The organism is Actinomycetospora flava (assembly GCF_037400335.1).
Classification (GTDB): Bacteria; Actinomycetota; Actinomycetes; order Mycobacteriales; family Pseudonocardiaceae; genus Actinomycetospora; species Actinomycetospora flava.
This window is the reverse complement of the sequence record NZ_JBBEGM010000011.1, coordinates 225179-246641: the sequence shown is the minus strand read 5'-3', so window position 1 is coordinate 246641 and position 21463 is coordinate 225179. Positions and strand designations below refer to the sequence as shown.

Genomic DNA, 21463 nt, shown 5'->3' with positions numbered 1-21463 from the left:
CGCACGCGTCGAGGTGTCGGCCCCGAGGACCACGGGTAGTTCGATTGCGCGCAACCGACAGGCTTCGTCCGGTGCGTACCTGCCCGTGATGAGGAGAAATCGTGGTGACTCGCACGTCGTCCGGCCCTCCGGCCAGCCAACAGCTGGCGCGATGGGTGGCCGGGGCCGGCATGGCCTTCGCCGGGATATCGCACCTGACGTTCGCCCGTGAGGGCTTCCGCGCCCAGGTCCCGCCGTGGGTGCCGATCGACGCCGACGACACCGTGCTCCTCTCGGGGGCGGTGGAGATCTCTCTCGGCCTCGGGCTGCTCGCCCTGCCCAAGGAGCGCCGTCGGATGGCTGCGCTGACCACGACGTTCCTGGTCGCGGTGTTCCCTGGCAATATCTCCCAGTACAAGAACCGTGTCGACGGTCTCGGGCTTGACACCGATCGCAAGCGCCTGGTGCGCCTCTTCACCGAGCCGCTGATGTGGGCGACCGCCCTGCACGCCGGGGGCCTCCTCCCGCGGACGGGCGCCAGCCGATGACGGACGCGCCCACCACACGCCCGCTCCCGTGGTCCGACGACGTCGAGCAGATCCAGCCCGACGAGGCCGAGCACATCCGGCGCTGCATCGACTCGATGCACCGGACCAACGCCATGACGTTCGACCTTCACCGCCACGGCGTCCGCGCCACCCACGCCAAGAGTCACGGGATCCTGCGCGGCACGCTGACCGTCCACGACGACCTGCCGCCCGAGCTGGCCCAGGGCCTGTTCGCGACGGGCGGCGCCAGGCACGACGTCGTCCTTCGCCTGGCCACCGAGTCCGGGCAGCTCGACGACGACCGCAAGCCCAACGCCCGCGGCCTCTCGCTGAAGGTCTTCGACGTCGCGGGCGAGATGCTCGAACCGGGAACGACGACCCAGGACCTGCTGTTCAACACGCTGCCGATCCTTCCGCCGGGCACCGCGCAGAAGTTCATGGAGCTCGCGGAGATCCGCGAACGGAACTTCTCCGACGAGAACGCCATGGCCGCCGAGGTCGCCGCGCGCCCCGACGGGCAGACGATGACCTCGTTTTCCCGGCTCGTCGGCAACGTCCACCCGCTGGCCCACGCGTACTACACCCAGGGTGCCTTCGGGTACGGCGACCACGTCGCCAAGATCGCTATCTATCCGGATACGGCCGAGCAAGAAGCGCTCGCCGAGCGCACGGTCGGCGAGGACGACGACAGCAGCGTGCTGCGCGCGCTGGTCGAGTCGTGGACCACGGACCGCGAAACGGTGTTCGACGTCCGGGTCCAGCTGCGCACCTCGGAGTCGATGCCCGTCGAGGACGCGTCGGTGGACTGGGACCAGTCGGAGAGCCCGTACCGCAGTGTCGCCACCGTGCGGCTGCCCCCGCAGCAGCCCTACTCGAACGCCCGCCGGGTGTTCGCCGACGACCGCCTCGCGTTCCGGCCATGGCACGGTCTCGCGACCCACCGACCGCTCGGCTCGGTCAACCGACTGCGTCGAGCGGCCTACGAGGAGCTCGGCCACCAGCGCACCGACCTCAACGCCGTCGAGGGCACCACCATGCGCTCTGTCGACGAGCTCCCGGACTGACCGAAGGACTGGATCGGCGGGAGGAGTGGCGACGATGGCGAAAACGGTGCAGTTCCACGAGGTCGCTGGGCCCGAGGTCCTCCAAGTAGCCGGGCACGCTTTGGGTACGCCTTCCCCACCACAGGGCTGCTCAGGCTCGCCACCACTGATGATCGACAGCCTGCGACACCATCGCTGACCAGTACAAACGAGCACCGCGCGTCACCCATGAGGCCGTGACTCCTCTCCACCCGGGTTCGAGAGCTACTCGACCTATTTCGTGCGCCCAGACGGGGCGCATTCGTGGGACGGCTCGTGAGACGAACAGGAGGCATCGCGGGGCCACCAGAGGACTTCGGCGCGACCTCTCGGCGTCTATCGGACCAGGCAGAGCATCCCCGGACACCTGGTCGCCCGGCCTCCGGACGGGGTGGCGCAGGTTCGAATCCTGCCGGGGCACACCGTTGATCCTTCACCGTCGGCTCACGCCACCTCGCACCCGCCGCGGCCACGGCCGCGGCCGCGGCCGCGGCTGGATCAAGCAGCTCCCGAGCGGATCGCGCCGCGCATGGGTCTGCGCCGGCACCGACCCCTGACGGACCGCCCGCGTCGCCTGCGCGAGACGGCGGGCACCTACGACGACCTCGTCCGCCACTACGTCCTGTCGACGTTCGGCGGCCTAGCGGCCGGACGGCTCGACGCCGAGCTCCTCGAGCGCTTCTACGCGCGGCGGCACCGCTGCCGCGCGCTGTCGTACAACGGCAAGGCGCGAGACGGCCATGTCTGTCGGCCACTGAGCAGGCACCAAGACCAACCAGCGTCGCAAGGTTCGCCCCGGGTTCGGCGGAGTCAGCTTGAAGTGGCGACGGGTCCGGACGGTCGCTCTTCTATTCAGCCGACTCCGCGCAACCCGAGACACCCCACACGCGATTAGTCCAGACGGACGAGTCTGCACCAGCGCTTTAGGCTCGAAGGACGCAATCTCGGTGACGGCCTCCCTGGCGATCTGACTCTCGTGGCTACCATCATCCAGTGCCAGCCAGCGCGGCACGGCCCACAGGGGACGGCGACGATCCGATTCGTTTGCTCTCACACGTCGAGCGAACCCTGGCCCGGCGTTTGGACGAGACCCTGCGGAGTTGCAACTCCAGCCTCGACCAGTGGCGGATTCTGCACGTACTCGCTGACCATGATGGATGTTCGATGCATATGGTCGCAGATCACGTGTTTCTCCTGGCGCCCAAGCTCAGCAAGCTGGTCAACCGGATGGTGGCGAGCAATCTCGTTCTGCGTCGTCACGACGATGACGACCGACGTCGTGTCATCATCGTCCTCTCGGCGCGTGGCCGCCGGGCGTTGACGGAGTGCGACGAGGCGACCGCTCACGTCAGGTCGCATTACCGCGAGCTGCTCGGCGCTGACGTCACGCTCTTCGAAGCCCTCCTGCGACGTCTGGCACTTGGCATAGATCCAGCGGCGCCGGATGAATCCCCCGCCCGGAGCTGACTTGGGAGCTAGACGCCCGCAGCCTTCCATGCTGCATCGTCTGAGCCACTACCACTTCGGGAGCCCTTGAGGAAGCTCTCCTACCGCTCTTGCCGACGGCGTGGGTCTCAGGACGGGACATCTGCTGCCGTTGTCGCCAGCCACGACCAGCTAGCGCTCGAGCTGCTGGGCCTCGCGCGCCACGTCCTCGCTTCCCCTCTTCGACGGCACGTCCCTCGGCGGGCTCACCAGCGGGCTCACGGGCCAGGGCGGAGGCACCGTCACCGCGGTCTGACTCGGTCTGGCCCGGCCGAGCCGTCACTGCCGCATGAGTGCCGGCTCGGCCCTGGCATCAGTCGGACCGTCCGTGACGCCCGGCCGCAGGTGCTGGACGTGGTTGATCGCCTCGACGAGCAGGCGCGCGACGTGCTGGTCGAAGAGCCGGTAGGAGATCTGCTTGCCCTGCCGGGTGCCGACGACGAACCCGAGCTGGCGCAGCACGCGCAGCTGGTGGGACACCGCGGACTGCTCCATCCCGACGGCCGCGGCGAGGTCGCCGACCGACGACGGCCCGTCCGCCAGGCGCAGCAGGATGCGCAGCCGGCTCGGCGTGCTCAGGGCGCTCAGGGTCTCGGCGATGCCCTCGACGGGGACGTCGGCCCCCGCCCGCAGGACAGCGGAGGCGCGGTGGGCGCTCGCGTCGCTGGCGTTCTTCGTCGGGGCGGCGCTCGCGCAGCTGGTCGGCGCACCCGTCGGCGTGTGGGCGGCGCTCTACGCGGCCTGCTACCTCAGCGGCGGCTGGGAGCCCGCGCTCGCCGGGCTGCGGGCGCTGCGCGCGGGGACGCTCGACGTCGACCTGCTGATGGTCGTCGCCGCGGCCGGCGCCGCCGCCATCGGCCAGGTGTTCGACGGCGGCCTGCTCATCGTCATCTTCGCGACCTCCGGGGCACTGGAGTCGTGGGCGACCGAGCGGACGGAGTCGTCGGTGCGCGGGCTGCTGGAGCTGGCGCCGGAGCGGGCGCGGCGAGTCGGCACCCGCGGCGAGGAGGAGGTCGACGTCGTGGACCTGCGGGTCGGCGACGAGGTCCTGGTCCGCCCGGGCGAGACGATCAGCGCCGACGGGACCGTCGTCGACGGCGCCGGCGAGGTCGACCAGGCGAGCATCACCGGCGAGCCGCTGCCGGCGGCGAAGGCGGTCGGCGACGAGGTCTTCGCGGGCACCGTCAACGGCACGGGCGCGCTGCGGGTGCGGGTCGGGCGGGAGGCCGGCGCGTCGGTGGTCGCGCGCATCGCGGTGCTCGTCGAGCAGGCCGCGGCGACCAAGGCCCGCACGCAGCGCTTCGTGGAGAAGGTCGAGCAGCGCTACTCGGTCGGCGTCGTCGCGGCCACCGTGGCGATCTTCGCGATCCCGCTGTGGTTCGGCGAGGACCTGCAGGGCGCGCTGCTGCGGGCCATGACGTTCATGATCGTCGCCTCGCCGTGCGCGGTGGTGCTCGCGACCATGCCGCCCCTGCTCGCCGCGATCGCCACGGCGGGCCGCCACGGCGTGCTGGTCAAGTCGGCGCAGGTCATGGAGGACCTGGCGACCATCGACGCGGTGGCCCTCGACAAGACCGGCACCCTCACCGAGGGGCGTCCGGAGCTGGTGGCGGTCCGTGCTCTCGACCTCGAGGACGACACCGTGCTCGCCCTCGCCGCCGCCGCGGAGCACCCGAGCGAGCACCCGCTGGCGCGGGCCGTGGTCGCCGCGGCGCGGGCCCGCGGGGTGGCGCTCGCCGACGCCACCGACTTCGCCGCCGAGCCGGGGCGTGGCGTGCGCGCGGTCGTCGGGGGACGGTCGGTGCGGGTCGCGAGCCCGTCGGAGATCGCCGACCCGGACGTCCGGCGGCTCGTGGACGACGTCGAGGCCGAGGGTCGCACCGCCGTCGTCGTCCACGTGGACGAGCGGCCGCGGGCCGTCCTCGCGCTCAGCGACGCCCTGCGGCCCGGCGCGCGGGCGGCGGTCGGGGACCTGCGCGCGCGGACGGAGGACGCCCCGGTGCTGCTGACCGGCGACAACCCGCGGACCGCCGCCCGGATCGCCGCGGCCGTCGGCATCGACGACCGGCGCGCCGGGCTCCTGCCCGCCGACAAGGTCGCGGCCATCGAGGAACGGCAGGCGGCCGGCCGCCGGGTGATGGCCGTCGGCGACGGGATCAACGACGCGCCGGCGCTCGCCACCGCCCACGTCGGCGTCGCGATGGGCCGCGCCGGCGCCGACCTGACCCTGCAGGCCGCCGACGTGGTGGTGGTCCGCGACGAGCTCGCCACCCTGCCCGCACTGATCGACCTCGCCCGCCGCGCCCGGCGCGTGGTCGTCGCCAACCTCGTCATCGCCGGGTCGATCATCACCGGGCTCGTCGTCTGGGACCTCGTCGGCACGCTCCCCCTGCCCCTGGGCGTCGCCGGGCACGAGGGCTCCACCGTGCTCGTCGGCCTCAACGGGCTGCGCCTGCTCCGGTCGCGGGCGTGGCCGCAGCGGCGTGCGGAGCCGGCGGCGCGCGCCCCCGAGAACGACGGCGCCAAGGCTGCCACATAAGCGGTCGATGTTCTCCAGGACGTTTCGCCCACCACGACGACCCACGTCCCCGCCCGGCCCGCCCTGGACAGCCTCGAAGTCGACGCCGCTCGTGCCGCGGTACGGGTCGACCGGCGATAGATGCGTGCACAAGGACGTCTACGCCCTCGAGCGCGCGCCCACGAGCTGTGCCCTTGAGGCTCAGACGTGCAGCCCATTGACGCGACCCCTTCCGCCTAGTAACACTTTCAATACTGAAAGAACCAGTGGCTGCTGAGGCGTTGACGTGTCGGCAGTCCAGTCCTCATGCAAGGCCCGCGCCTCGTCAAGACGAGGCAACTGGCCCTCAGATTGGGAGCTCATCGTGACTTCTGCTGCCGCTGTCGCTCGTTCCCGAGCCACCACCGTCTCCGCCTCGGAGACGCTGCCCTGGCTGGCCAGCGCCCTCCTCGTCGGGCTGGTGCTCTACTACTTCATCGGCATCGACCAGGGCGCGGTCTCGGTCTTCGGCGACATGAGCTACATCCACGAGCTCGTGCACGACGCCCGCCACTTCCTCGGCTTCCCCTGCCACTGATGGAAGCCCGCTCCTTCGTCCTGCGCGGCGCGCTCGCCGGCGCCGTCGCCGGGGTCATCGCCTGGTTGTTCGCCCTCGTCTTCGCCGAGCCGCAGGTCGAGGCCGCGATCGGTTACGAGGAAGGTCGCGGCGCGGCCGAGGAGGCCCTGGCCACCGCGGCCGGGGCCGCCCCGGCCGGCGGCGCCGAGGAAGAGGTCGTCAGCCGCGGCGTCCAGGCGACGATCGGCATCGGTCTGGGCATGGTCGGGATCGGCATCGCCCTGGGCCTGCTGTTCGCGGTGGCCTACACGCTGCTGCACGGCCGCGTGGCGGTGCGCCCGCGGGTGCTGGCACTCCTCGTCGCCGGCGCCGGGTTCCTGACGATCTACGCCACGCCGTTCGTCAAGTACCCGGCCAGCCCGCCGGCGGTCGGCAGCGACGAGACGATCGGTGACCGGACCGCGCTGTACCTGGTGATGGTGGTCGGCTCGATCGTGTTCCTCGCGGCGGCGGTGTTCGTCGCCCGGGCGGTCCGCGAGCGGATCGGGACGTGGAACGCCGTGCTCGTCGGCGGCGTCGTCTACGTCGCGCTCTCGGCGATCCTCATGACGGTGCTGCCCGGCCTCGGCGAGCTGACGATCAACGTCGTCGAGAACGGCCCGCGCGTCACGGAGACGCCGTTGCCGCTGACCGATGCGTCCGGGGCGATCCTGTACCCGGGCTTCGACGCCGACGTGCTCTACGACTTCCGCGTCGCGTCGTTCACGGCCCAGGCGCTGCTCTGGGGCGTGCTCGGCCTGGTGTTCGGGGCGCTCGTCGAGCGCCGCCTCGCCCGCGGCCAGACCACCGAGGCCACCGGGCGCATCGCCGAATCCGTCAGCTGAAGAACTCGGAATCTGCTGGGACGGGTGTGCTCGCGCCGGCGCTCGACCTCGGACTCATCGGAGACGCTCGCATCGGGGTCGCTCATCGACATGGAGTGACGTCATCACTTCGCGCGTCTCGGCGACGACCGAGGCCTCAAGCGAGCCGGGGAAGCTCACGGGAGACCCCTTCACCTGCAGCGACCGTCCGCTGGGCGCGAGCCGTCGCCCGATCCTCCTGTCGGTTCCCAACAGGTCGCCGAGCGACGCGGATCGGGCCGTCCGGCCGGCGCCTTTGACCTACGGCGAGTCAGCTCCGCACGGCGACGGAGCAGCCGCGGCCGTAGAGGACGACGTCGCCGGCGCGAACCTTGACGGGGACGCAACTGACTAATATTTTCGAACTCGAATATTTCCGTTGAGGAGGCGGTGTTGCCGACCTACGCCTATCGCTGTCGACGGTGCGGCCCGTTCGACGTCCTCGCACCCATGGTCGCGTCCCACGACGAGCGGCATTGCCCGACCTGTGAGGCAGCTGCCGATCGGATCGTCACCGCTCCCGGTATTCGTCTAACTGCACCATCCGTCGCCCACGCCCTCCAGGTCGAGGAACGCAGCAGGCACGAGCCCAGCGTCACGAATGCCATTCCTCCTCGCCGCAGCGTGAACCACCCCCGTCGCGACCCTCGTCATGCGAAGTTGCCTCGTCCCTAACCAGTCATCACCCTTGGAGGTCAGTCGTGCCCGACGTCGTCTTCTCCGTGGACCAGGCCAAATCGATGCGCGATCAGGCGGTACCAGGGCACAATCGTTGGCATCCGGACATCCCGCCGGCCATCACCGTCCGGCCCAACTCGAGCATCCGCATCGAGTGCCGTGAGTGGACCGACGGCCAGATCGGGAACAACGACTCGGCCAACGACGTCCGCGACGTCGACCTCAGCGGCGCACACATGCTCTCCGGACCGATCGCGATCGAGGGCGCAGAGCCGGGCGACCTACTGGTGGTGGACATCCTCGACCTCGGGCCAGTACCCCAGGAGACCGGTGACGCACCAGGCCAGGGATGGGGCTACACAGGAATCTTCTCCAAGCAGAACGGTGGAGGCTTCCTGACCGAGTACTTCCCCGACGCCTACAAGGCGATCTGGGACTTCCACGGGCAGCAGGCGACGTCGAGGCACATCCCGGGAGTTCGCTACACAGGTATCACCCATCCCGGCCTGTTCGGCACTGCACCGTCGCACGACCTCCTCGCCAAGTGGAACGACCGCGAGCGCGCCCTCATCGCAACGGACCCCGACCGAGTGCCGGCTCTGGCCCTCCCCCCGCTCGAGGAGTCGGTGCTCGGCGGTACGGCCACCGGTGACAGGCTGGCCGGTATCGGCCGCGATGGCGCGCGAACCGTTCCCCCACGGGAGAACGGCGGTAACCACGACATCAAGAACTTCACACGTGGCTCACGCGTGTTCTACCCGGTGCACGTGCCGGGAGCCCTGTTCTCCGGCGGCGACCTGCACTTCAGCCAGGGTGACGGTGAGATCACCTTCTGCGGCGCCATCGAGATGGGCGGATTTATCGACTTCCACGTCGATCTCATCAAGGGTGGAATGGAGACTTACGGCGTCACCACCAACCCGATCTTCATGCCGGGAAACGTCGAACCGCGCTACAGCGAATTCGTCACCTTCATCGGAATCTCCGTCGAGCACGAGAGCAACGTCAATCTCTTCAACGATGCGACGCTCGCGTACAGAAACGCGTGCATGAACGCAATCGAGTATCTGACGAAGTTCGGGTACACCGGCCCGCAGGCGTACTTGCTGCTCGGGTCAGCCCCGATCGAGGGGCGAGTCAGCGGCGTCGTGGACGTCCCCAACGCTTGCTGCTCGCTCTATCTACCGACGGCCATCTTCGACTTCGACATCCGCCCCTCGGCCGCGGGGCCCGTGCGGGCCGACCGCGGGAGTTGCGCCGTCTCGTCCTAGCACTCGCGAGGGGGCCAGCTGCGCGTCACGAAGCCCGGCGGCGTTCGGGTCGGGCCCATCGGGGGCTCAGCATCTCGGTCCACATGCGAGTTCTCATCTGACCACGCTCGGGTCAGATGACGGAGCATCACGCCCACCTCCTCCACCGGATCGCCGCAACGACACACCAGAGCCGAGTACGCAGTTCGAGCACGTCACCGCGCCCACGATCCTGTACGCAAGGCAGCACGTCCGGCGACTGATGGTGGCGGAGCCATCCACAACTGCCACCTTTCCGGTCCCCGCCCACGGCCGTCGGGCGATGAGGTCCTCAGCGATCCGGACTGCCCGCTCTCTCGCCGCGGGCCGCTCACGGGACAGCACCCGTAGGACGCCGCCGACTGCGGCGGTCGCGTTGCCCCACAGCACGAGCTCGGAGACGGCCACGTGCTGCCGCACCGCGTTCACGATCTCCGCGAGCGGGCGCGTCAGCGCCGCGTGGAGTCGGTCCGGGTTCATCGGCACGACTTCGCCATCGGCGATCCACAGTGGGACCAGATCGCCCTGGGAAGGCCGCCAATAGAGGACCTCGGGCTGCAGCACGAGGAGGCGGTCGCGGAGCGCGGCACCGGCGAGAACGGGTGCCACGATCCGCGCGGCGAGGCCGCTGAATGCCAGCGACGCCGCGACCCGTCGCTCGCTCGTATCGATACGTTCGGCGATCGCATCGATCTGGTCGTGCAGGTCCGACGGGCGCTCCCACAGGGCGGTCAGAGGCCGCCAGCTACCATCAGGCCGGGGCCCGTACCCGACCGTGAACGGCTTGCCCAGGTCGGCGACGTCACGAAGGAGCGCCTCGACGGTGGTCACGCTCTGGTGCCCGCCGCGCACCACGCTTCCGTGCGGTTGTAGCGCCCCAGGCCCAGGACGACCACCTCGTCGACACGACCGACGGCTTGGACGCCGAGATAGCGGAGAGCCTCACAGAAGGGACTCGTCCCGTCCGTCGGAATCCCCTCCCCGGGCACGAGCATGTTCGGCCCGTACACGATCTGACAATCGAGCCAGACAGCCGCGACCTGTCGGCTGGCCCCGCCGTCATAATCAGCCTCGAGGTAGGCAATGGCCCCTCGGCGTGACGCCGCCGTGATCAGGGCGGCCACGCCGGACGAGAGGCGGTCGAAGCCGTTCTCAGGGTCGACCTGGAAGCCGGGAAGGTTGATCGTCCGGTACACCTCGTCACAGAGGGGGACCATGGCCAGCTCCGCCCCGTCGAGGAGTACTGGTCGGGCATGGCGGCAGGCCTCGACGATCGGATCAAGGACCTCGGGGCGCGAAATGATCCCGTGCAGCTCGTAACGCACCGTTCAGCGCACCTCTCCGGCCTCCCCAGCCGCGACGAGTGCTCTCAGGCGCGCGAGGGTGTCCTCGCGGTGCGCTCGGGCGTCCCTTTCGTCGCAGGTCAAGGCGGCAGCGATCTCCTCGTCGTCCCAGCCCTCGATGCAGGTCCACACGAGCATGCGTTGGACGTCGGTGGGCAGGGCCTCGAGGTCGCTCCGAAGCGCTGGCCACGACGGTGGCGGCGCCAACGTGCCAGCGTGGACCTCATGGATCGCGTCCTCCGCCAGCCGAGCAATCCGCCCGGAGAAGGGCAAGCCCCAGTAGCGGAAGACCCCGGGACGCGCGATCAGGCCGGCGACCACGTGTTCTGCCACGGCCTGCCCGGCCGCAGCATCGTGCAATCGCACCCGGCACGTGTAGGACACCGCTTCGTAAGTGATGGAAACACGCTCCACCCACTCCCCGAAGGGCTCGATCACGCCGTCCGCCTCGGGTGTGGGCGTTGCGGAGCCACTCATATCTAGCCTCCAGCGGGGGCTGGGTCGTCGTGACGCGGACAGGCCGGGCACCGTCGCCAAGGTCGACGACGATGCCCGGCCTCGAGCTTCAGCCCGCTGTCACACTGCCGCGCCAGGTACCTCGACCACGGTCTGCACCATCGGAGCGATGTGTGCCTGCTGAACCTCGGTGATGTCCGAGGACGCCGTGCCCTCGCCACGGATCGCCTCGTGCGGGACCACGACCCAACAGGCACATCCCCAGATGCACTCCCCGGCCATGCCATCGAAGCGGATCGACTGCTCGGAGAGCATCACTCCGAGGTCGAGAAGCCAGGAGTGCATGAGCAGTTTGGCGTCCCAGTTGTCGACAGCGTCGTAAGCGTCGCGCGCAGCGTGGAAGGCGGTCAGGTCCGTCTTGGCGACCCCGGGGATGATGATGTTCGAGTACATGGTGAGCTCGTCGAAGAACTCCCCGTTGGTGGTGACGAGTGTGCCGTCGTCGCCAGGAAGCAGGTACTCACCGAGCACGGACTCGAGCTTCTTCTGCAGAGTGTCGTTCCACATCTCACGCGGCCCGACGGTGTTGACCTCGATGTAGTCGGTCTTGAATCCGTCCCGCAGACCCGAGAACGTGGGGATGAAGTCCATCCACTTCGAGACCACGCGACGCCACTTGCCACGCGGTTCACCGGGGAGCACCTCGACCCCGGGGTGGGTGTACTTGGCAACGTCGTAGATCGTCCAGCTCCGGTCGCCGGAGATGTTGCGCTCGTGCGGAGCCCCGGTGAACCCGGCCGGCCGCAGCATCTTGAAGAGCAGACGACCGTAGTCCTGCACGACGAACCGAGTGAACGAGTCGTCGATGAACTTTCGGGTGACGCCACGGCGTAGCGCGTCGCGGACCTTGGGCTCACCGGTCTTCGTGTAGGAGCCCAGACGCTGCCAGGAGTGCTCCTGAGGCAGCGCGAGAAAGCCGCCGGTGAAGGGGTTCTTGTACAGATCCCCCCAGACAGCCATCACACCCTGGTTCTTGTTGTCGTCGAGCATGCAGTCGATCTCGTTGATGGTCGGGTAGAGCGCAGCCTGACCGCCCGCGTGCTCCTCGTCGCCGGAGAACGGCATGACACCGACACCGACCACCGGGATACGGCGCCCGAGCTTGACGTTCGAGAGGTGCCGCACCATGTCGACGACCATGCCGGAGCCGGTTCCGCCTGCCAGCGAGAAGAAGACCAGGACCATCGACGGAATCTTGGTCTTGTTGATGGACTCGACGAAGAGGTCGAGCTCCTTCTCGAGTACCTTGTCGCCACCGTAGTAGTAGTGCCCGTAGATGGCCTTGGAAATGGCGCGGGGGAAGGACTCTCCCGCCTTGGGCATCTCGACGTCGGCAGGCAGCCACGGCTCATAGTTCGGGTTCCAGTAATACCGCGGATACTCCATCTTCAGGAACTCACGCCAGCGGTTTAGGCTCGTCCGGAGCTCCTCGGAGCTGGGCACCTCCAGGCTGACAGTTCGCACCTGGTGACGGTCCGTCGGGATCTCCCGCTCCTCAAGGCGCTGGGTGAATCCGCCTGCGTACTCCTTGAGCTCGTGCATGTCCTGCTCGCCGATGTCGATGGCGAGCCCGGTGAACCTGGCCCGGGGGTCCTCGAGCTGGTCCTCGATCTCCCCTGTGCGAAGGAGCGCCTCGACCATGTAGGCGCCGGTCTTGCCGATGCCCAGCGCGTGGATGCAGTGCGGGGACTGGCTTCCGGTCGCGGAGTGGTAGAGCGACATTCCCATGACGGAACCTTTCTGTTGCGGACGCGCGAGAGCGTGCTGAGTGGCACACGGCGTCGGGGCTTTGCAGGTGTGGAGACTGAGACGGGCGTGCGCCCGGCGCTCTCAACGGTCGAGAGACCTCACCGCCGTCGCCCCTGGGTCCAGGGGCGCAGTAGGCGCCGTTCACTCGCTCAGTGTTAGCGGCTAGTCGACGTACCCAAGGTCCTTGAGGACGGTGGCTGCCGTCGTCGGCCGCTCGTCGGCGATGAAGGTTCGGTAGTGGTCGATGACCGAGGCGTAATCGCGGGTCATCTTGCCCTCGTCGAGCAGGTTCATCGCCTTCTCGATGTGGGCGCGTGTCAACTTGTCGGTCCAGAGACGGTGTGAGACGTAGATGTACTCGTCATCAGCACCGGTGACCTGCAAGGTTCGGGCGCCGGGCATGGACGGTAGCTCGGCTCCGTCCTTGTAGCGCTCGACGATCTCGCTCCAGTCGGTAGCCACGGCTCAGCTCCTCACGCCTGCCCGATGGCCTCGGCGGTCCGTGCTTCCTCACCGCGGATCGCAGCATGGGGCACGACGACCCAACAGGCGCAACCCCAGATGCACTCTCCACCCATGCCATCGAAACGGATGGATGGCTCGCAGAGCATGACGCCGAGGTCGAGCAGCCACGAATGGATGAGAAGCTTGTCGTCCCACTCGAGGGTGTCATATCGGTCGCGAGCGGGCACGAACGCGGCCAGGTCGTTCTTGCTGGCGCGCGGAAGCACGACGCTCACCTGGTCGTCGGCCCCCTCGACCTTGAGTGCGGCCGGCTCGACACGGCTTCGGACGATCCCGCCGAGCGCCGACTTGATCTTCTCGAGGTCCGTTTCCGAACCACCGCTCAGGCGCGCCTCCACGTACTCCGTGGTGAAGTCCTTCACGAGGCCGGACGATCCGAGGGAATCGAGGTCAGCAAGCTTGCGGGTAGTGAGGACATTGAGCCAGCGGTCGCCCTGCTCTCCGCGAATCGCGGGGTGCCAAGCGTCCGCGGGCACAGCCAACCAGTTCAGCGCCTTGAGCGTTTCATAGAGATCGACGCTGGCGTTGCGCGTCAGGAAGGAGCCGACACCACGGTCGACGTAGTCGTGGGTTGCGGCGAGGTCGCCTGTCAACTCCTGGACGTCGGCCTGGTCGACCAGGAAGAAGCCTCCCGTGAAGGGGTTCTTGTAGAGGTCACCCCACACGGCCATGACGCCCTTGTTCTTCTCGGTGTCGACCATGCAGTCCAGCTCGTTGATGACCGGGAAGAGTCGACCATCGGCGTACTCGGGCGCATCCGCCGCGTTCGGCATCACACCGAGACCGACGACCCAAGGACGTCGTCCCAGTTTGATCGTCGACAGGTGACGAGCGATCTCGACAACGATCCCGCTGCCCACCCCGCCGGTCAGGGAGAAGGCGACGACGACGAGCGGGGTCGTCTCGCTGGCCATGACGTTCGCGGCGAACTTGTCGAGCGCGCCGGCGATCTCCTTGTTCTGGTAGTACTCCGAGCCGTAGATCGCCTTCGCCACGGCTCGGGAGAAGTGACCGTCGGACGAAGGGATCTCGACGTCCGCAGGCAACCACGGTTCGTAGTTCGGGTTCCAGTAGTACCGCGGGTACTCCATCTTGAGGAACTCGCGATAGCGGTTGAGGGCGTAGGAGAGACCCTCGTGGGTCGGGACCGGCATGGCGACGGTGTCGACATACGTCTTGTCCGCAGGCAGCGACGACGCCGCTGACCGGACCTGGACCAAGTCCTCATCCCCGATGTCCACAGCGAGCGCCCCGAACCGGGTGCCCTCCTGCGAGAGGAAGCCCTCCGGGGGACTGTTCATGATCGACGTGATCAGGTCGGCCCCCGTCTTCCCGAGTCCGAGGACGTGAAGGGAGAACGGGCCCTCATGGTCGCCGGCACGGTGCACCCCCTCGGACGCCAGCGCTTCGATACGTGCAAGGTCATTGATCATCTCGTGCACGTGGTCGTGGTCGTGATCGTGATCGGCGGCCATCGCTGGGGTTCCTCCTCTGTCGTGGAAGGCATCTCTCGTTCGGTGGGGCGACTAGACACCACTCAAGCTCGCGCAGATGATCGGCTCTAGCGAGCAGATGGGGGCAAAGCACCCGCCAAGCGCAGCCGCTCGTGCCACTGATCGGTCAGCGGAGACACCCGAGACACCCGACTCGGGGTTGGCACGACTGACGATCTCAGTTCGAAGCCAGAACACCTCGCGGCGTTATCCAGGATCTCGCCTGGGTCGTCCATGATCCTATGGATGGAGCACTCGGGAAAGACGATCAAGTCCAAGCCAGGGAAGCGCAGCTCGACCCCTCCAGTCACGGAGGGAATCTGCTCGCAGTTCGCTCGGACGCCGTCCTTATCGCGCAGACGAGGCATCGAGCAACAGTTCACGGCAGCCATGCCGACGCCGTCCCGGCCGCCGCTGATGTCGCCGTCGCCCATGCCACAGGACAGTACGGCGGGATGTCTCCAAGCCGCAATAGTTCCGGATCAGAAGTAGTCCGTTGGAAACGCCGGGGTAACAGCAGCGACAGGTCTCAGGCGGAACGTGGGCTCTCGAGGACGCCTGCGGCTGCGCCGAGCCGCTCCAGAAGGCCGCGGATGTCCAACCGGTCCGCTGCGGGGAGGTCGGTCATCACCGAGCCGAGAACCTTGTCGAGGTCCAGGGCTGCTCGCGTGACCAGAGCGTGCCCTTCCGGGGAGATGTGGACGAGCACCCGCCGCCGGTCCCACGGATCACTGCGTCGGAAGGCGAGTCCATCCGACACGAGCTTGTCGATCATCCTTGTCGCCGTCGGCGGTGGGACCGCCGCGCGGGCCGCAATCTCGCCCATGGTGTGGCCCGCCGGCTCGGCACCATCAGTGGCGGCACCTTCGTCCAGGAGCATCAACGCTCGCCACTGTTCCCGGGAGCGGCCTTCGGAAGTCGTGATCCGGCTGAGGCATGCCTCAACAGCACGGTCGGCCAGGTCGAGCATCTCAACCAGGCGCAGCGCTGCGGGATGGGAAGGCTCAGACACGGTCACGGTTTCCCTTCACTCCACACCATCCTGGGCCTTCGAGGACGGGTCGTTCCCCCGCCATCTTAGGGTTACGCACCTGTCCCGTCCGCGCCATACTGCTTCGACCAAGACGTGGCAGAGGGAAGTCACATGGCGAACGGACTAGCTCGATCATCCCTCGCTCCAGAGGGACTACCTGCTACGGACGGAGCCATCCGCCTTGCGCTGGTCACCCCGTGGAAGGGGTCCGCCGGCATGTTCGGACTGTCATGTCGGATGTCCTCCGAACTCGCAGTAGCAGAGATCAACGATGGCGGTGGACTCCTGCACCGGCACGTCGAACTCCACCACGTGGACGGAGGCGCAGCTCCGGACTCGGTGGCAGCGGAGGTGCAGCAACTGGTCCACACCCGACGGGTCGATGCTGTGGTCGGTTGGCACATCTCGGCCGTACGCCGACGTCTTGCACCGCGGATCGCAGGTCAGGTGCCCTACATCTACACCGCTCTCTACGAGGGCGGCGAACGTACGCCCGGCGTGATCGTCACCGGTGAGACGCCGACGAATCAACTCGGGCCTGCTCTGGACTGGATGCGTGAGGCTCGGGGTGTACGGCGGTGGGCAATCGTCGGAAACGACTACGTGTGGCCTCGTGCGTCAGCTGCCGCCGCGCACCGCTGGGCCCGCCGTAACAAGGTCGAGGTCACAGCCGACCTCTTCGTCCCTTTAGGCGCGCGCGACTTCTCGACCACGCTTCGCGATCTCGCGGCTTCCGGCGCCGACGGTGTGCTCATGCTTCTCGTGGGCGAAGACGCTGTGCATTTCAACCGCGCTTTCGCCGCCGCGGGCATGGATCTCGTTCAGACACGCCTGACCACGTTGATGGACGAGAACATGCTTCTCGCCTCTGGCGCGAAGGCCACGCGGTCGCTCTATGTCGCCGCCGGCTTCTTCGAGGATCTGACCACGTCCGACGCGCTCGACTTCGTCGGTCGCTGGGCACGTCGGTACGGGGTCAACTCGCCAACGCCCTCGAGTCTTGGGGAATCCTGCTACGAGGGACTGAACCTCTATGCAGCCATGGTCCGTCGAGCTGGGAGCCTCGCCCGCGACGAACTCCTGTCCGTCAGCGAGGGACTCCATTACGATGGTCCTAGGGGTGACGTATTCGTCGAACGCGGCCACACGGTGCAGGACGTCTACCTGGCCGAGGCTCGCGGCCTCGAGTTCGACGTCGTCGCTCGACTGTCGTCCGGCTCCGTGGAGAGCTGAGACTCAAATCGCAAGGTAGCCGAGGTCTTGAAGCACGATCGCCGTCAGGTTTGGCCCCCTCGTGCACCCAGTATCGATATGTGCGCGACGACGACGTAGGCTCTCGGCGAACGCAACGGGCTCCGACGTGACTTCGCCTCGCTCAAGTAGCTCGAGTGCCGCGTCGAGTTCGCTCCTAGAGACGCAGTCTTGCCACAGCCGCTGACTCAGGCAGATACGTTCGTCATCGATATCGACCACCCGCACAGAAGCCGACCCAGTGAGCGAATTCAGCTGCGCACCACTATCGTAACGTGCGCGAACTGCCTCCCAGTCCAGTCCCATCGCTTCCTCCAAAGAACGTGTGACCTTTACACGTTTTAGACTGTCGCCGGCCAGGATTAACTTGGGGCACTGACCTCATCTTGAACGATCAGCCTATGCCGGCTTCCTCCGCGGTCAGGCGCGGAGATTACATGCTCGACGTGATGGACTGCATGATCGACGAGCCGAGCAACGCTCCGATCGTAGATGCGGTAGTAGGTGGTGCGGCCACACCGATCGCGCGTGACCAGGCGAAGGTGCCGCAGCACGCGTAGCTGCTGGGACACCGCTGACGGCTCCATCGCTAGCCAATTCGCGAGCCCTCCGACGGTTGCCGTTTGTTGGCGGAGTCGCAGCAGGATCTTGAGCCGGCTCGACGCTGCAAGTGCACGATAAATGGATGCGACCGCCTCCAACGTAGGTTGGTCGGGAGGCGACAGCTTAAGCTCTGTCCCATCCATGCGGTCGAGGTGACCGCGAACGAGCACCTCGCTTCTGCTTTGTGGGAAGACTGTCATCGCGCTAGGAGAAAGCTGTGTCGAGCGTCACGACCGATGAACGATATCCTTCAATAATGTTCATGAATTCGCGATGCTCCGCATCGGGCACTCCAAGGAAGCTGAGAGTTGCCGCGATCTCGAGCGCCACCGCATCGAAGCCTTCATCGTCGATCTGCAACGTCGAGTGCGCCGCCTCCATGTCCAGCCCTGGGTAGCACTTGGGCCCCCCGGCGGCCTCGATGGACCACGCCGTCACCAGGAATTTGTAGCCCGGAGCGTTGGCCGGTTTCCCATGATGAGCGTGAACGTTCTCGTTGGCATTGACCGAAGCGTTCTGGAACAGCCTATCGACCAGCACGTCGACCGCGCCGGCGATCCCATAGGTACCGCCCAAACGGTCGTACAAGGACTCGGTCATGATCCCACACCCTTTTCGATCTGCTAACGGCGCTTCGTACGTGTTGTGCTGGGAGACGGTCGACCACGTCGGCCTAGGGACCGAAGGGTCGCGATTCGTTTAGAAGTACGTGGTCTTGTCGCGCGGGTTGTTCCGTGAATACCTGTAAGACATCAGTGCGATCGTCGCGGCTGGAACCAGCAGGGCCACGAGTACCCCTAGCGTCATTAACCAGTGCACTTCTGTGACCGTGCCGACCACGAGAGGAACGATCGATAGAATGAAGCTCGCTAATATCGGCAGGATCATGCGAAGATCGTCCCTGAATCGCTGCGCCGCATTCTCGCTGAGCTTCTCGGGCGCGAGCGGGTTCCGCAGCGCCGCGGGAGCGGAGAGAAGATCGGCCAATTCGGGATCGGAGGCTCGGAGTCGTACGGCCATGGCATCAAGCGAGCGAGCCTGATGGCGGGACAGCTTCATGATTCACTCCCGTCGGTTCGGGGAACCGGAGGTTCCCACGGTCGGCACGCCATCGATCGCGGGTAGGGCACCGGGACGCTGACACGATCTTCGCCGGGCTTCTACTTCAGAAATATTCCATCTCGGAACTAAACTAGCGACCACCAGTGATCGATTCAAGACCTGCCACGTCGCCGAAGATCCACCTTCACCGAGGCCCCATCGTCGAGCTGCTGGTCATGCCGGCTGAGCGTGGCAGCGGTTCCCTCTCGTAGTGCGCCGACTCGTCGTCACCGGAACCCACGGCACGACGTCTCTCGGGTCCCACGCTCACACCTACCGCCCTACGGCTGGGGGCCCGCTGCGGGCGCGACGTCGACCGTCACCGACACGGTGACGATCTGCCAGTCCCGCTGGACCTGCACCCAGAGCTGGTAGCGACCCGCCCGCGGGAAGGTGTGCTCGAAGGTGATCCGCGGCCCGTACGTCCCCGCCGGTCCGGCGGCGCTCATGTCGTGGACGTGACCGAACGCCGACGCGGGGTCCGTCGGGTCCGGCGCCCCGCCCAGCCCCGGGCCCAGGACCAAGAGGTGGCCGGCCATGCCGAGCCAGCCCTGCAGGTCGGTCACCTGGCGACCGCCCTGGCCGAACGTCGCGGTGACGGACGTCGGGCGACCCGCCACGGCCTCGGGCACGGCGACATCGACCTGCATCCCCGCGACCTCGCGCATCCCCGGACCGGGCGCGGGCGGGACGGACACGGTGGACGGGCCGGGGACCTCGAACGCCGTGCGCGCCACCTGGTGCCCGCCGTCGCCGGCCCGCTCCATCTCGGCGAAGACCCCGTAGCGCCCGGCGACCCCGGGCGTCAGGCGCACGACGTAGTGCCCGGGCGCGGTGCGGACGGGGTGGACGTGCGCGAGCTGCTGATCGGGCCCGATCACGGCGAGGTGGATGAGGGCGTCGTCGTGGATGGCGAGGTCGTCGACGACGGCGCCGGTGGACGAGTCGGTGAGGTCGAGCTCGAGGTCGACCGGGGCGCCCGGGACCGCCGGCGATGTCGTGCTCGCCGTGGCGACGACACTGCCGCTGGTCATCGGCACCGGGGCCGGCGCGCTCGGTGCCGCTCCGCCGTGCCCGGCGTGACCGCCGGCGGGCGGGGCGGTGACCGGGGCCGGTGCGGGCGCCGCTTCGGGTGTCGTGGTCGCCGACGAGGGCGCCATCGCCACCGCCGTCGCCGCGACCGTCAGCCCGACTAGAGCGGCCGCCCCCAGCCCGAGCGCCAGCCGGGGCCGCTGACGGACGCTCTGGGCGAGGGCGGCGATGAGCGCGATGACCCCGAGCACCGCGCCGACCCGGACCGCCCACACCCAGCCCGGGGTCGGCGCTGGTGCGGCGACGGTGACCGGGACGCGGGCGACGGTGGTGCCGTCGGCGACGGTGATCTCCCAGGCGCCCGGCGCGTCCGCGGTCAGGGCCACCTCGTGCGGCTGCCCGACCGGCGCGACCGGCACGGCGACGGGATTCGCGGGCTCCTCACCGGGACGGACCGCCGCGAGCATGACCTCGCCGGGCGGCGCCTCGCCGCGCGGGAGCACAACGACGGGCAGGCGGCCCCCGCCCTCGGGCGGCGCGGTGATCGTCAACGCGAGCTCGCGGGCGCCGAGGTCGAGCTCGATGCGCTGGACGCCGGTCGGCGTCGACTCGTGCGCGAACGCGCCCGGGGCCACCAGTGCCGCGAGCGCGCCCAGCAGCACGAGCAGCACACCCACCCGGCGGCGTCTGATCACTGGCCCACCGTAGGGGCCAGACCCGCGAAGCACCTCATCATCTACTGACATGACCACCGAAAACAGTTCCTCGATGCTGCCAATCAGATTGCTGCCAACCCGCCAGGTGCAACCACGGTCGTAACAGAGCGCGAACTTCATTCCGCTGACGTCACAGCATGGCCGCTCTCGAGTCGTCGCCGCCACTACTCAATATTGTGTGGCACGAACTGGAGAACACGGGAGCCACTCGGTAGAGGCTGGCCGCGACGTCAGAGCACCTCGAGTCCGGGGTAGAACGCTGCTGACCACGTGGGCGCCCGCCCTCCGGAGACTGCCGCTATTGGCTGGACCTCGTCTCAGTGACCCTCCTCGGTGTGAACGAGCCTCGCCTTGCTTGGGTGTCAATTCGTCCTGCCGAACCCACCTTGACCTGCTGCTCGATGTCAGGTCGTGCGCCGGGCCCGGACCACATGCTCTCGCCCGTCCTACCTAGCTAGATGCTGCATGATCTTGAGCCGCTGGACGCGATGAGCGTCTGGCGGCGTCAGCCGGTTGTGTCGTTCATCGGTGCCTAGCGCCCGGGGGCGCTGCGTGCTCTCATGTTGGATCGCCGGCGGCTTGACCCAGCGGCGACTCCGGACGAACAGAATGGGCGAACAAGTCTTCAAGCCGGGCGCCGCACAGGCCAAGCCTGCTCAGCGTGTAGAAGCGGAACGGTGCTGTTTCGGCGTCGGTATCACCGATTTGCTCCGGACAGCTCCAGCCAGTGATCTCGAAGATCGTCCGACGGCGTGGGACGGCTCGTGGGACGAACGAGGGATCCCTGGGAGCTCTTGGAGGCAGGAGCAGCGACAGGTGGAGCCCAAGAAGCCCTGGAAGAGCGCTCGAGACCAGGTAGTTGCCCGGCCTCCGGAGGCGGGAGCGCAGGTTCGAATCCTGCCGGGGGCACCACGTGTTGACCAGCGGAAACGCGTCGTCGGCTCGGGTCCTCGTGGCCCGGATCGTTCCCGCATTCGCCTCCCTCCGTCCCGGAGCGCGCGAGCGTCGTGGACGCCCACTGAGCGTGCGGGGACTTGACCGCAGCGTGTCGAGCGAGGACCGTG

21 protein-coding genes are annotated in these 21463 nt (G+C 67.9%); 9 read left to right on the top strand and 12 right to left on the bottom strand.

Annotated elements, in window-relative coordinates:
- Positions 1-101 precede the first annotated feature (101 nt).
- The 3 genes from WCD58_RS24590 (at position 102) to WCD58_RS33725 (ending at position 3076) form a co-directional block, all read left to right on the top strand.
- The gene (locus WCD58_RS24590; RefSeq protein ID WP_337705717.1) at positions 102-527 is read left to right on the top strand and encodes a DoxX family protein; all 426 of its coding nucleotides are present in this window, start codon (positions 102-104) and stop codon (positions 525-527) included.
- Positions 524-1591 (top strand): catalase family protein, encoded by a 1068-nt coding sequence (locus WCD58_RS24585; protein WP_337705716.1) that lies wholly within the window; start codon positions 524-526, stop codon positions 1589-1591. The genes WCD58_RS24590 and WCD58_RS24585 overlap by 4 nt, the downstream gene beginning before the upstream one ends.
- A gap of 1182 nt (positions 1592-2773) precedes the next feature.
- Positions 2774-3076 carry a hypothetical protein gene (locus WCD58_RS33725; RefSeq protein WP_373696273.1) on the top strand — a complete coding sequence of 101 codons (303 nt, stop codon included), beginning with the start codon at positions 2774-2776 and terminating at the stop codon, positions 3074-3076.
- 297 nt (positions 3077-3373) lie between these two features.
- Here WCD58_RS33725 and WCD58_RS24575 read toward each other — a convergent pair whose 3' ends face one another.
- Positions 3374-3655, bottom strand: coding sequence for an ArsR/SmtB family transcription factor (locus WCD58_RS24575; RefSeq protein WP_373696272.1), 282 nt, complete (start codon positions 3653-3655; stop codon positions 3374-3376).
- A gap of 37 nt (positions 3656-3692) precedes the next feature.
- On the opposite strand from WCD58_RS24575, the gene WCD58_RS24570 reads away from it, so the two are divergent.
- From WCD58_RS24570 to fmdA, 5 genes are all read left to right on the top strand, one after another.
- Positions 3693-5633 (top strand): heavy metal translocating P-type ATPase, encoded by a 1941-nt coding sequence (locus WCD58_RS24570; RefSeq protein ID WP_337705714.1) that lies wholly within the window; start codon positions 3693-3695, stop codon positions 5631-5633.
- 343 nt (positions 5634-5976) lie between these two features.
- Complete coding sequence (locus WCD58_RS24565) at positions 5977-6189, top strand: CbtB domain-containing protein (RefSeq protein ID WP_337705713.1); 213 nt, start codon at positions 5977-5979, stop codon at positions 6187-6189.
- The gene (locus WCD58_RS24560) at positions 6189-7052 is read left to right on the top strand and encodes a CbtA family protein (RefSeq protein WP_337705712.1); all 864 of its coding nucleotides are present in this window, start codon (positions 6189-6191) and stop codon (positions 7050-7052) included. Before WCD58_RS24565 ends, WCD58_RS24560 begins: the two co-directional genes overlap by 1 nt.
- 408 nt (positions 7053-7460) lie before the next feature.
- Positions 7461-7745: an FmdB family zinc ribbon protein gene (locus tag WCD58_RS24555; protein ID WP_337705711.1), complete on the top strand. Its 285-nt coding sequence runs from the start codon at positions 7461-7463 to the stop codon at positions 7743-7745.
- 26 nt (positions 7746-7771) lie between these two features.
- On the top strand, positions 7772-9019 hold the full coding sequence (fmdA, locus tag WCD58_RS24550) for a formamidase (protein WP_337705710.1): 1248 nt from the start codon (positions 7772-7774) through the stop codon (positions 9017-9019).
- A gap of 93 nt (positions 9020-9112) precedes the next feature.
- Here the strand turns inward: fmdA and WCD58_RS24545 are convergent, their stop codons facing one another.
- The 7 genes from WCD58_RS24545 to WCD58_RS24515 all read right to left on the bottom strand — a co-directional run bounded on the left by WCD58_RS24545 (position 9113) and on the right by WCD58_RS24515 (position 15681).
- Positions 9113-9868 (bottom strand): (2Fe-2S)-binding protein, encoded by a 756-nt coding sequence (locus WCD58_RS24545; RefSeq protein ID WP_337705709.1) that lies wholly within the window; start codon positions 9866-9868, stop codon positions 9113-9115.
- Positions 9865-10362 carry a hypothetical protein gene (locus WCD58_RS24540; RefSeq protein ID WP_337705708.1) on the bottom strand — a complete coding sequence of 166 codons (498 nt, stop codon included), beginning with the start codon at positions 10360-10362 and terminating at the stop codon, positions 9865-9867. Before WCD58_RS24540 ends, WCD58_RS24545 begins: the two co-directional genes overlap by 4 nt.
- Positions 10363-10365: 3 nt before the next feature.
- Positions 10366-10818, bottom strand: a complete 453-nt coding sequence (locus WCD58_RS24535) for a hypothetical protein (protein WP_337705707.1) — start codon at positions 10816-10818, stop codon at positions 10366-10368.
- Between the two features lie 138 nt (positions 10819-10956).
- Positions 10957-12624 (bottom strand): FtsZ/tubulin family protein, encoded by a 1668-nt coding sequence (locus tag WCD58_RS24530; RefSeq protein WP_337705706.1) that lies wholly within the window; start codon positions 12622-12624, stop codon positions 10957-10959.
- 183 nt (positions 12625-12807) lie between these two features.
- Positions 12808-13107: a hypothetical protein gene (locus WCD58_RS24525; protein WP_337705705.1), complete on the bottom strand. Its 300-nt coding sequence runs from the start codon at positions 13105-13107 to the stop codon at positions 12808-12810.
- 11 nt (positions 13108-13118) lie between these two features.
- Entirely contained in the window at positions 13119-14645 is a 1527-nt protein-coding gene (locus WCD58_RS24520; RefSeq protein WP_337705704.1) for an FtsZ/tubulin family protein, read from the bottom strand.
- A gap of 547 nt (positions 14646-15192) precedes the next feature.
- A complete protein-coding gene (locus WCD58_RS24515) occupies positions 15193-15681 on the bottom strand; it encodes a MarR family winged helix-turn-helix transcriptional regulator (RefSeq protein ID WP_337705703.1) in 489 nt (162 codons plus the stop codon).
- A gap of 126 nt (positions 15682-15807) precedes the next feature.
- On the opposite strand from WCD58_RS24515, the gene WCD58_RS24510 reads away from it, so the two are divergent.
- The gene (locus WCD58_RS24510; protein ID WP_373696270.1) at positions 15808-16929 is read left to right on the top strand and encodes a substrate-binding domain-containing protein; all 1122 of its coding nucleotides are present in this window, start codon (positions 15808-15810) and stop codon (positions 16927-16929) included.
- 380 nt (positions 16930-17309) lie between these two features.
- Here WCD58_RS24510 and WCD58_RS24505 read toward each other — a convergent pair whose 3' ends face one another.
- The 4 genes from WCD58_RS24505 to WCD58_RS24490 form a co-directional block, all read right to left on the bottom strand.
- On the bottom strand, positions 17310-17693 hold the full coding sequence (locus tag WCD58_RS24505) for an ArsR/SmtB family transcription factor (RefSeq protein WP_337705741.1): 384 nt from the start codon (positions 17691-17693) through the stop codon (positions 17310-17312).
- A gap of 61 nt (positions 17694-17754) precedes the next feature.
- Positions 17755-18150, bottom strand: coding sequence for a group I truncated hemoglobin (locus WCD58_RS24500; RefSeq protein ID WP_337705702.1), 396 nt, complete (start codon positions 18148-18150; stop codon positions 17755-17757).
- Between the two features lie 99 nt (positions 18151-18249).
- On the bottom strand, positions 18250-18609 hold the full coding sequence (locus tag WCD58_RS24495) for a DUF3040 domain-containing protein (protein WP_337705701.1): 360 nt from the start codon (positions 18607-18609) through the stop codon (positions 18250-18252).
- A gap of 323 nt (positions 18610-18932) precedes the next feature.
- The gene (locus WCD58_RS24490) at positions 18933-20378 is read right to left on the bottom strand and encodes a DUF8832 domain-containing protein (protein WP_337705700.1); all 1446 of its coding nucleotides are present in this window, start codon (positions 20376-20378) and stop codon (positions 18933-18935) included.
- Between the last annotated feature and the right edge of the window lie 1085 nt (positions 20379-21463).

Excerpts from the sequence above, each read along its gene's own strand:
- WCD58_RS24530 (WP_337705706.1), bottom strand. The coding sequence starts at position 12,624 with ATGGGAATGTCGCTCTACCACTCCGCGACCGGAAGCCAGTCCCCGCAC.
- WCD58_RS24500 (WP_337705702.1), bottom strand. The coding sequence starts at position 18,150 with ATGACCGAGTCCTTGTACGACCGTTTGGGCGGTACCTATGGGATCGCC.
- WCD58_RS24520 (WP_337705704.1), bottom strand. The coding sequence starts at position 14,645 with ATGGCCGCCGATCACGATCACGACCACGACCACGTGCACGAGATGATC.
- WCD58_RS24510 (WP_373696270.1), top strand. The coding sequence starts at position 15,808 with ATGGCGAACGGACTAGCTCGATCATCCCTCGCTCCAGAGGGACTACCT.
- WCD58_RS24495 (WP_337705701.1), bottom strand. The coding sequence starts at position 18,609 with ATGAAGCTGTCCCGCCATCAGGCTCGCTCGCTTGATGCCATGGCCGTA.
- WCD58_RS24570 (WP_337705714.1), top strand. The coding sequence starts at position 3,693 with ATGCCCTCGACGGGGACGTCGGCCCCCGCCCGCAGGACAGCGGAGGCG.
- WCD58_RS33725 (WP_373696273.1), top strand. The coding sequence starts at position 2,774 with ATGCATATGGTCGCAGATCACGTGTTTCTCCTGGCGCCCAAGCTCAGC.
- WCD58_RS24505 (WP_337705741.1), bottom strand. The coding sequence starts at position 17,693 with ATGGATGGGACAGAGCTTAAGCTGTCGCCTCCCGACCAACCTACGTTG.
- WCD58_RS24560 (WP_337705712.1), top strand. The coding sequence starts at position 6,189 with ATGGAAGCCCGCTCCTTCGTCCTGCGCGGCGCGCTCGCCGGCGCCGTC.
- WCD58_RS24585 (WP_337705716.1), top strand. The coding sequence starts at position 524 with ATGACGGACGCGCCCACCACACGCCCGCTCCCGTGGTCCGACGACGTC.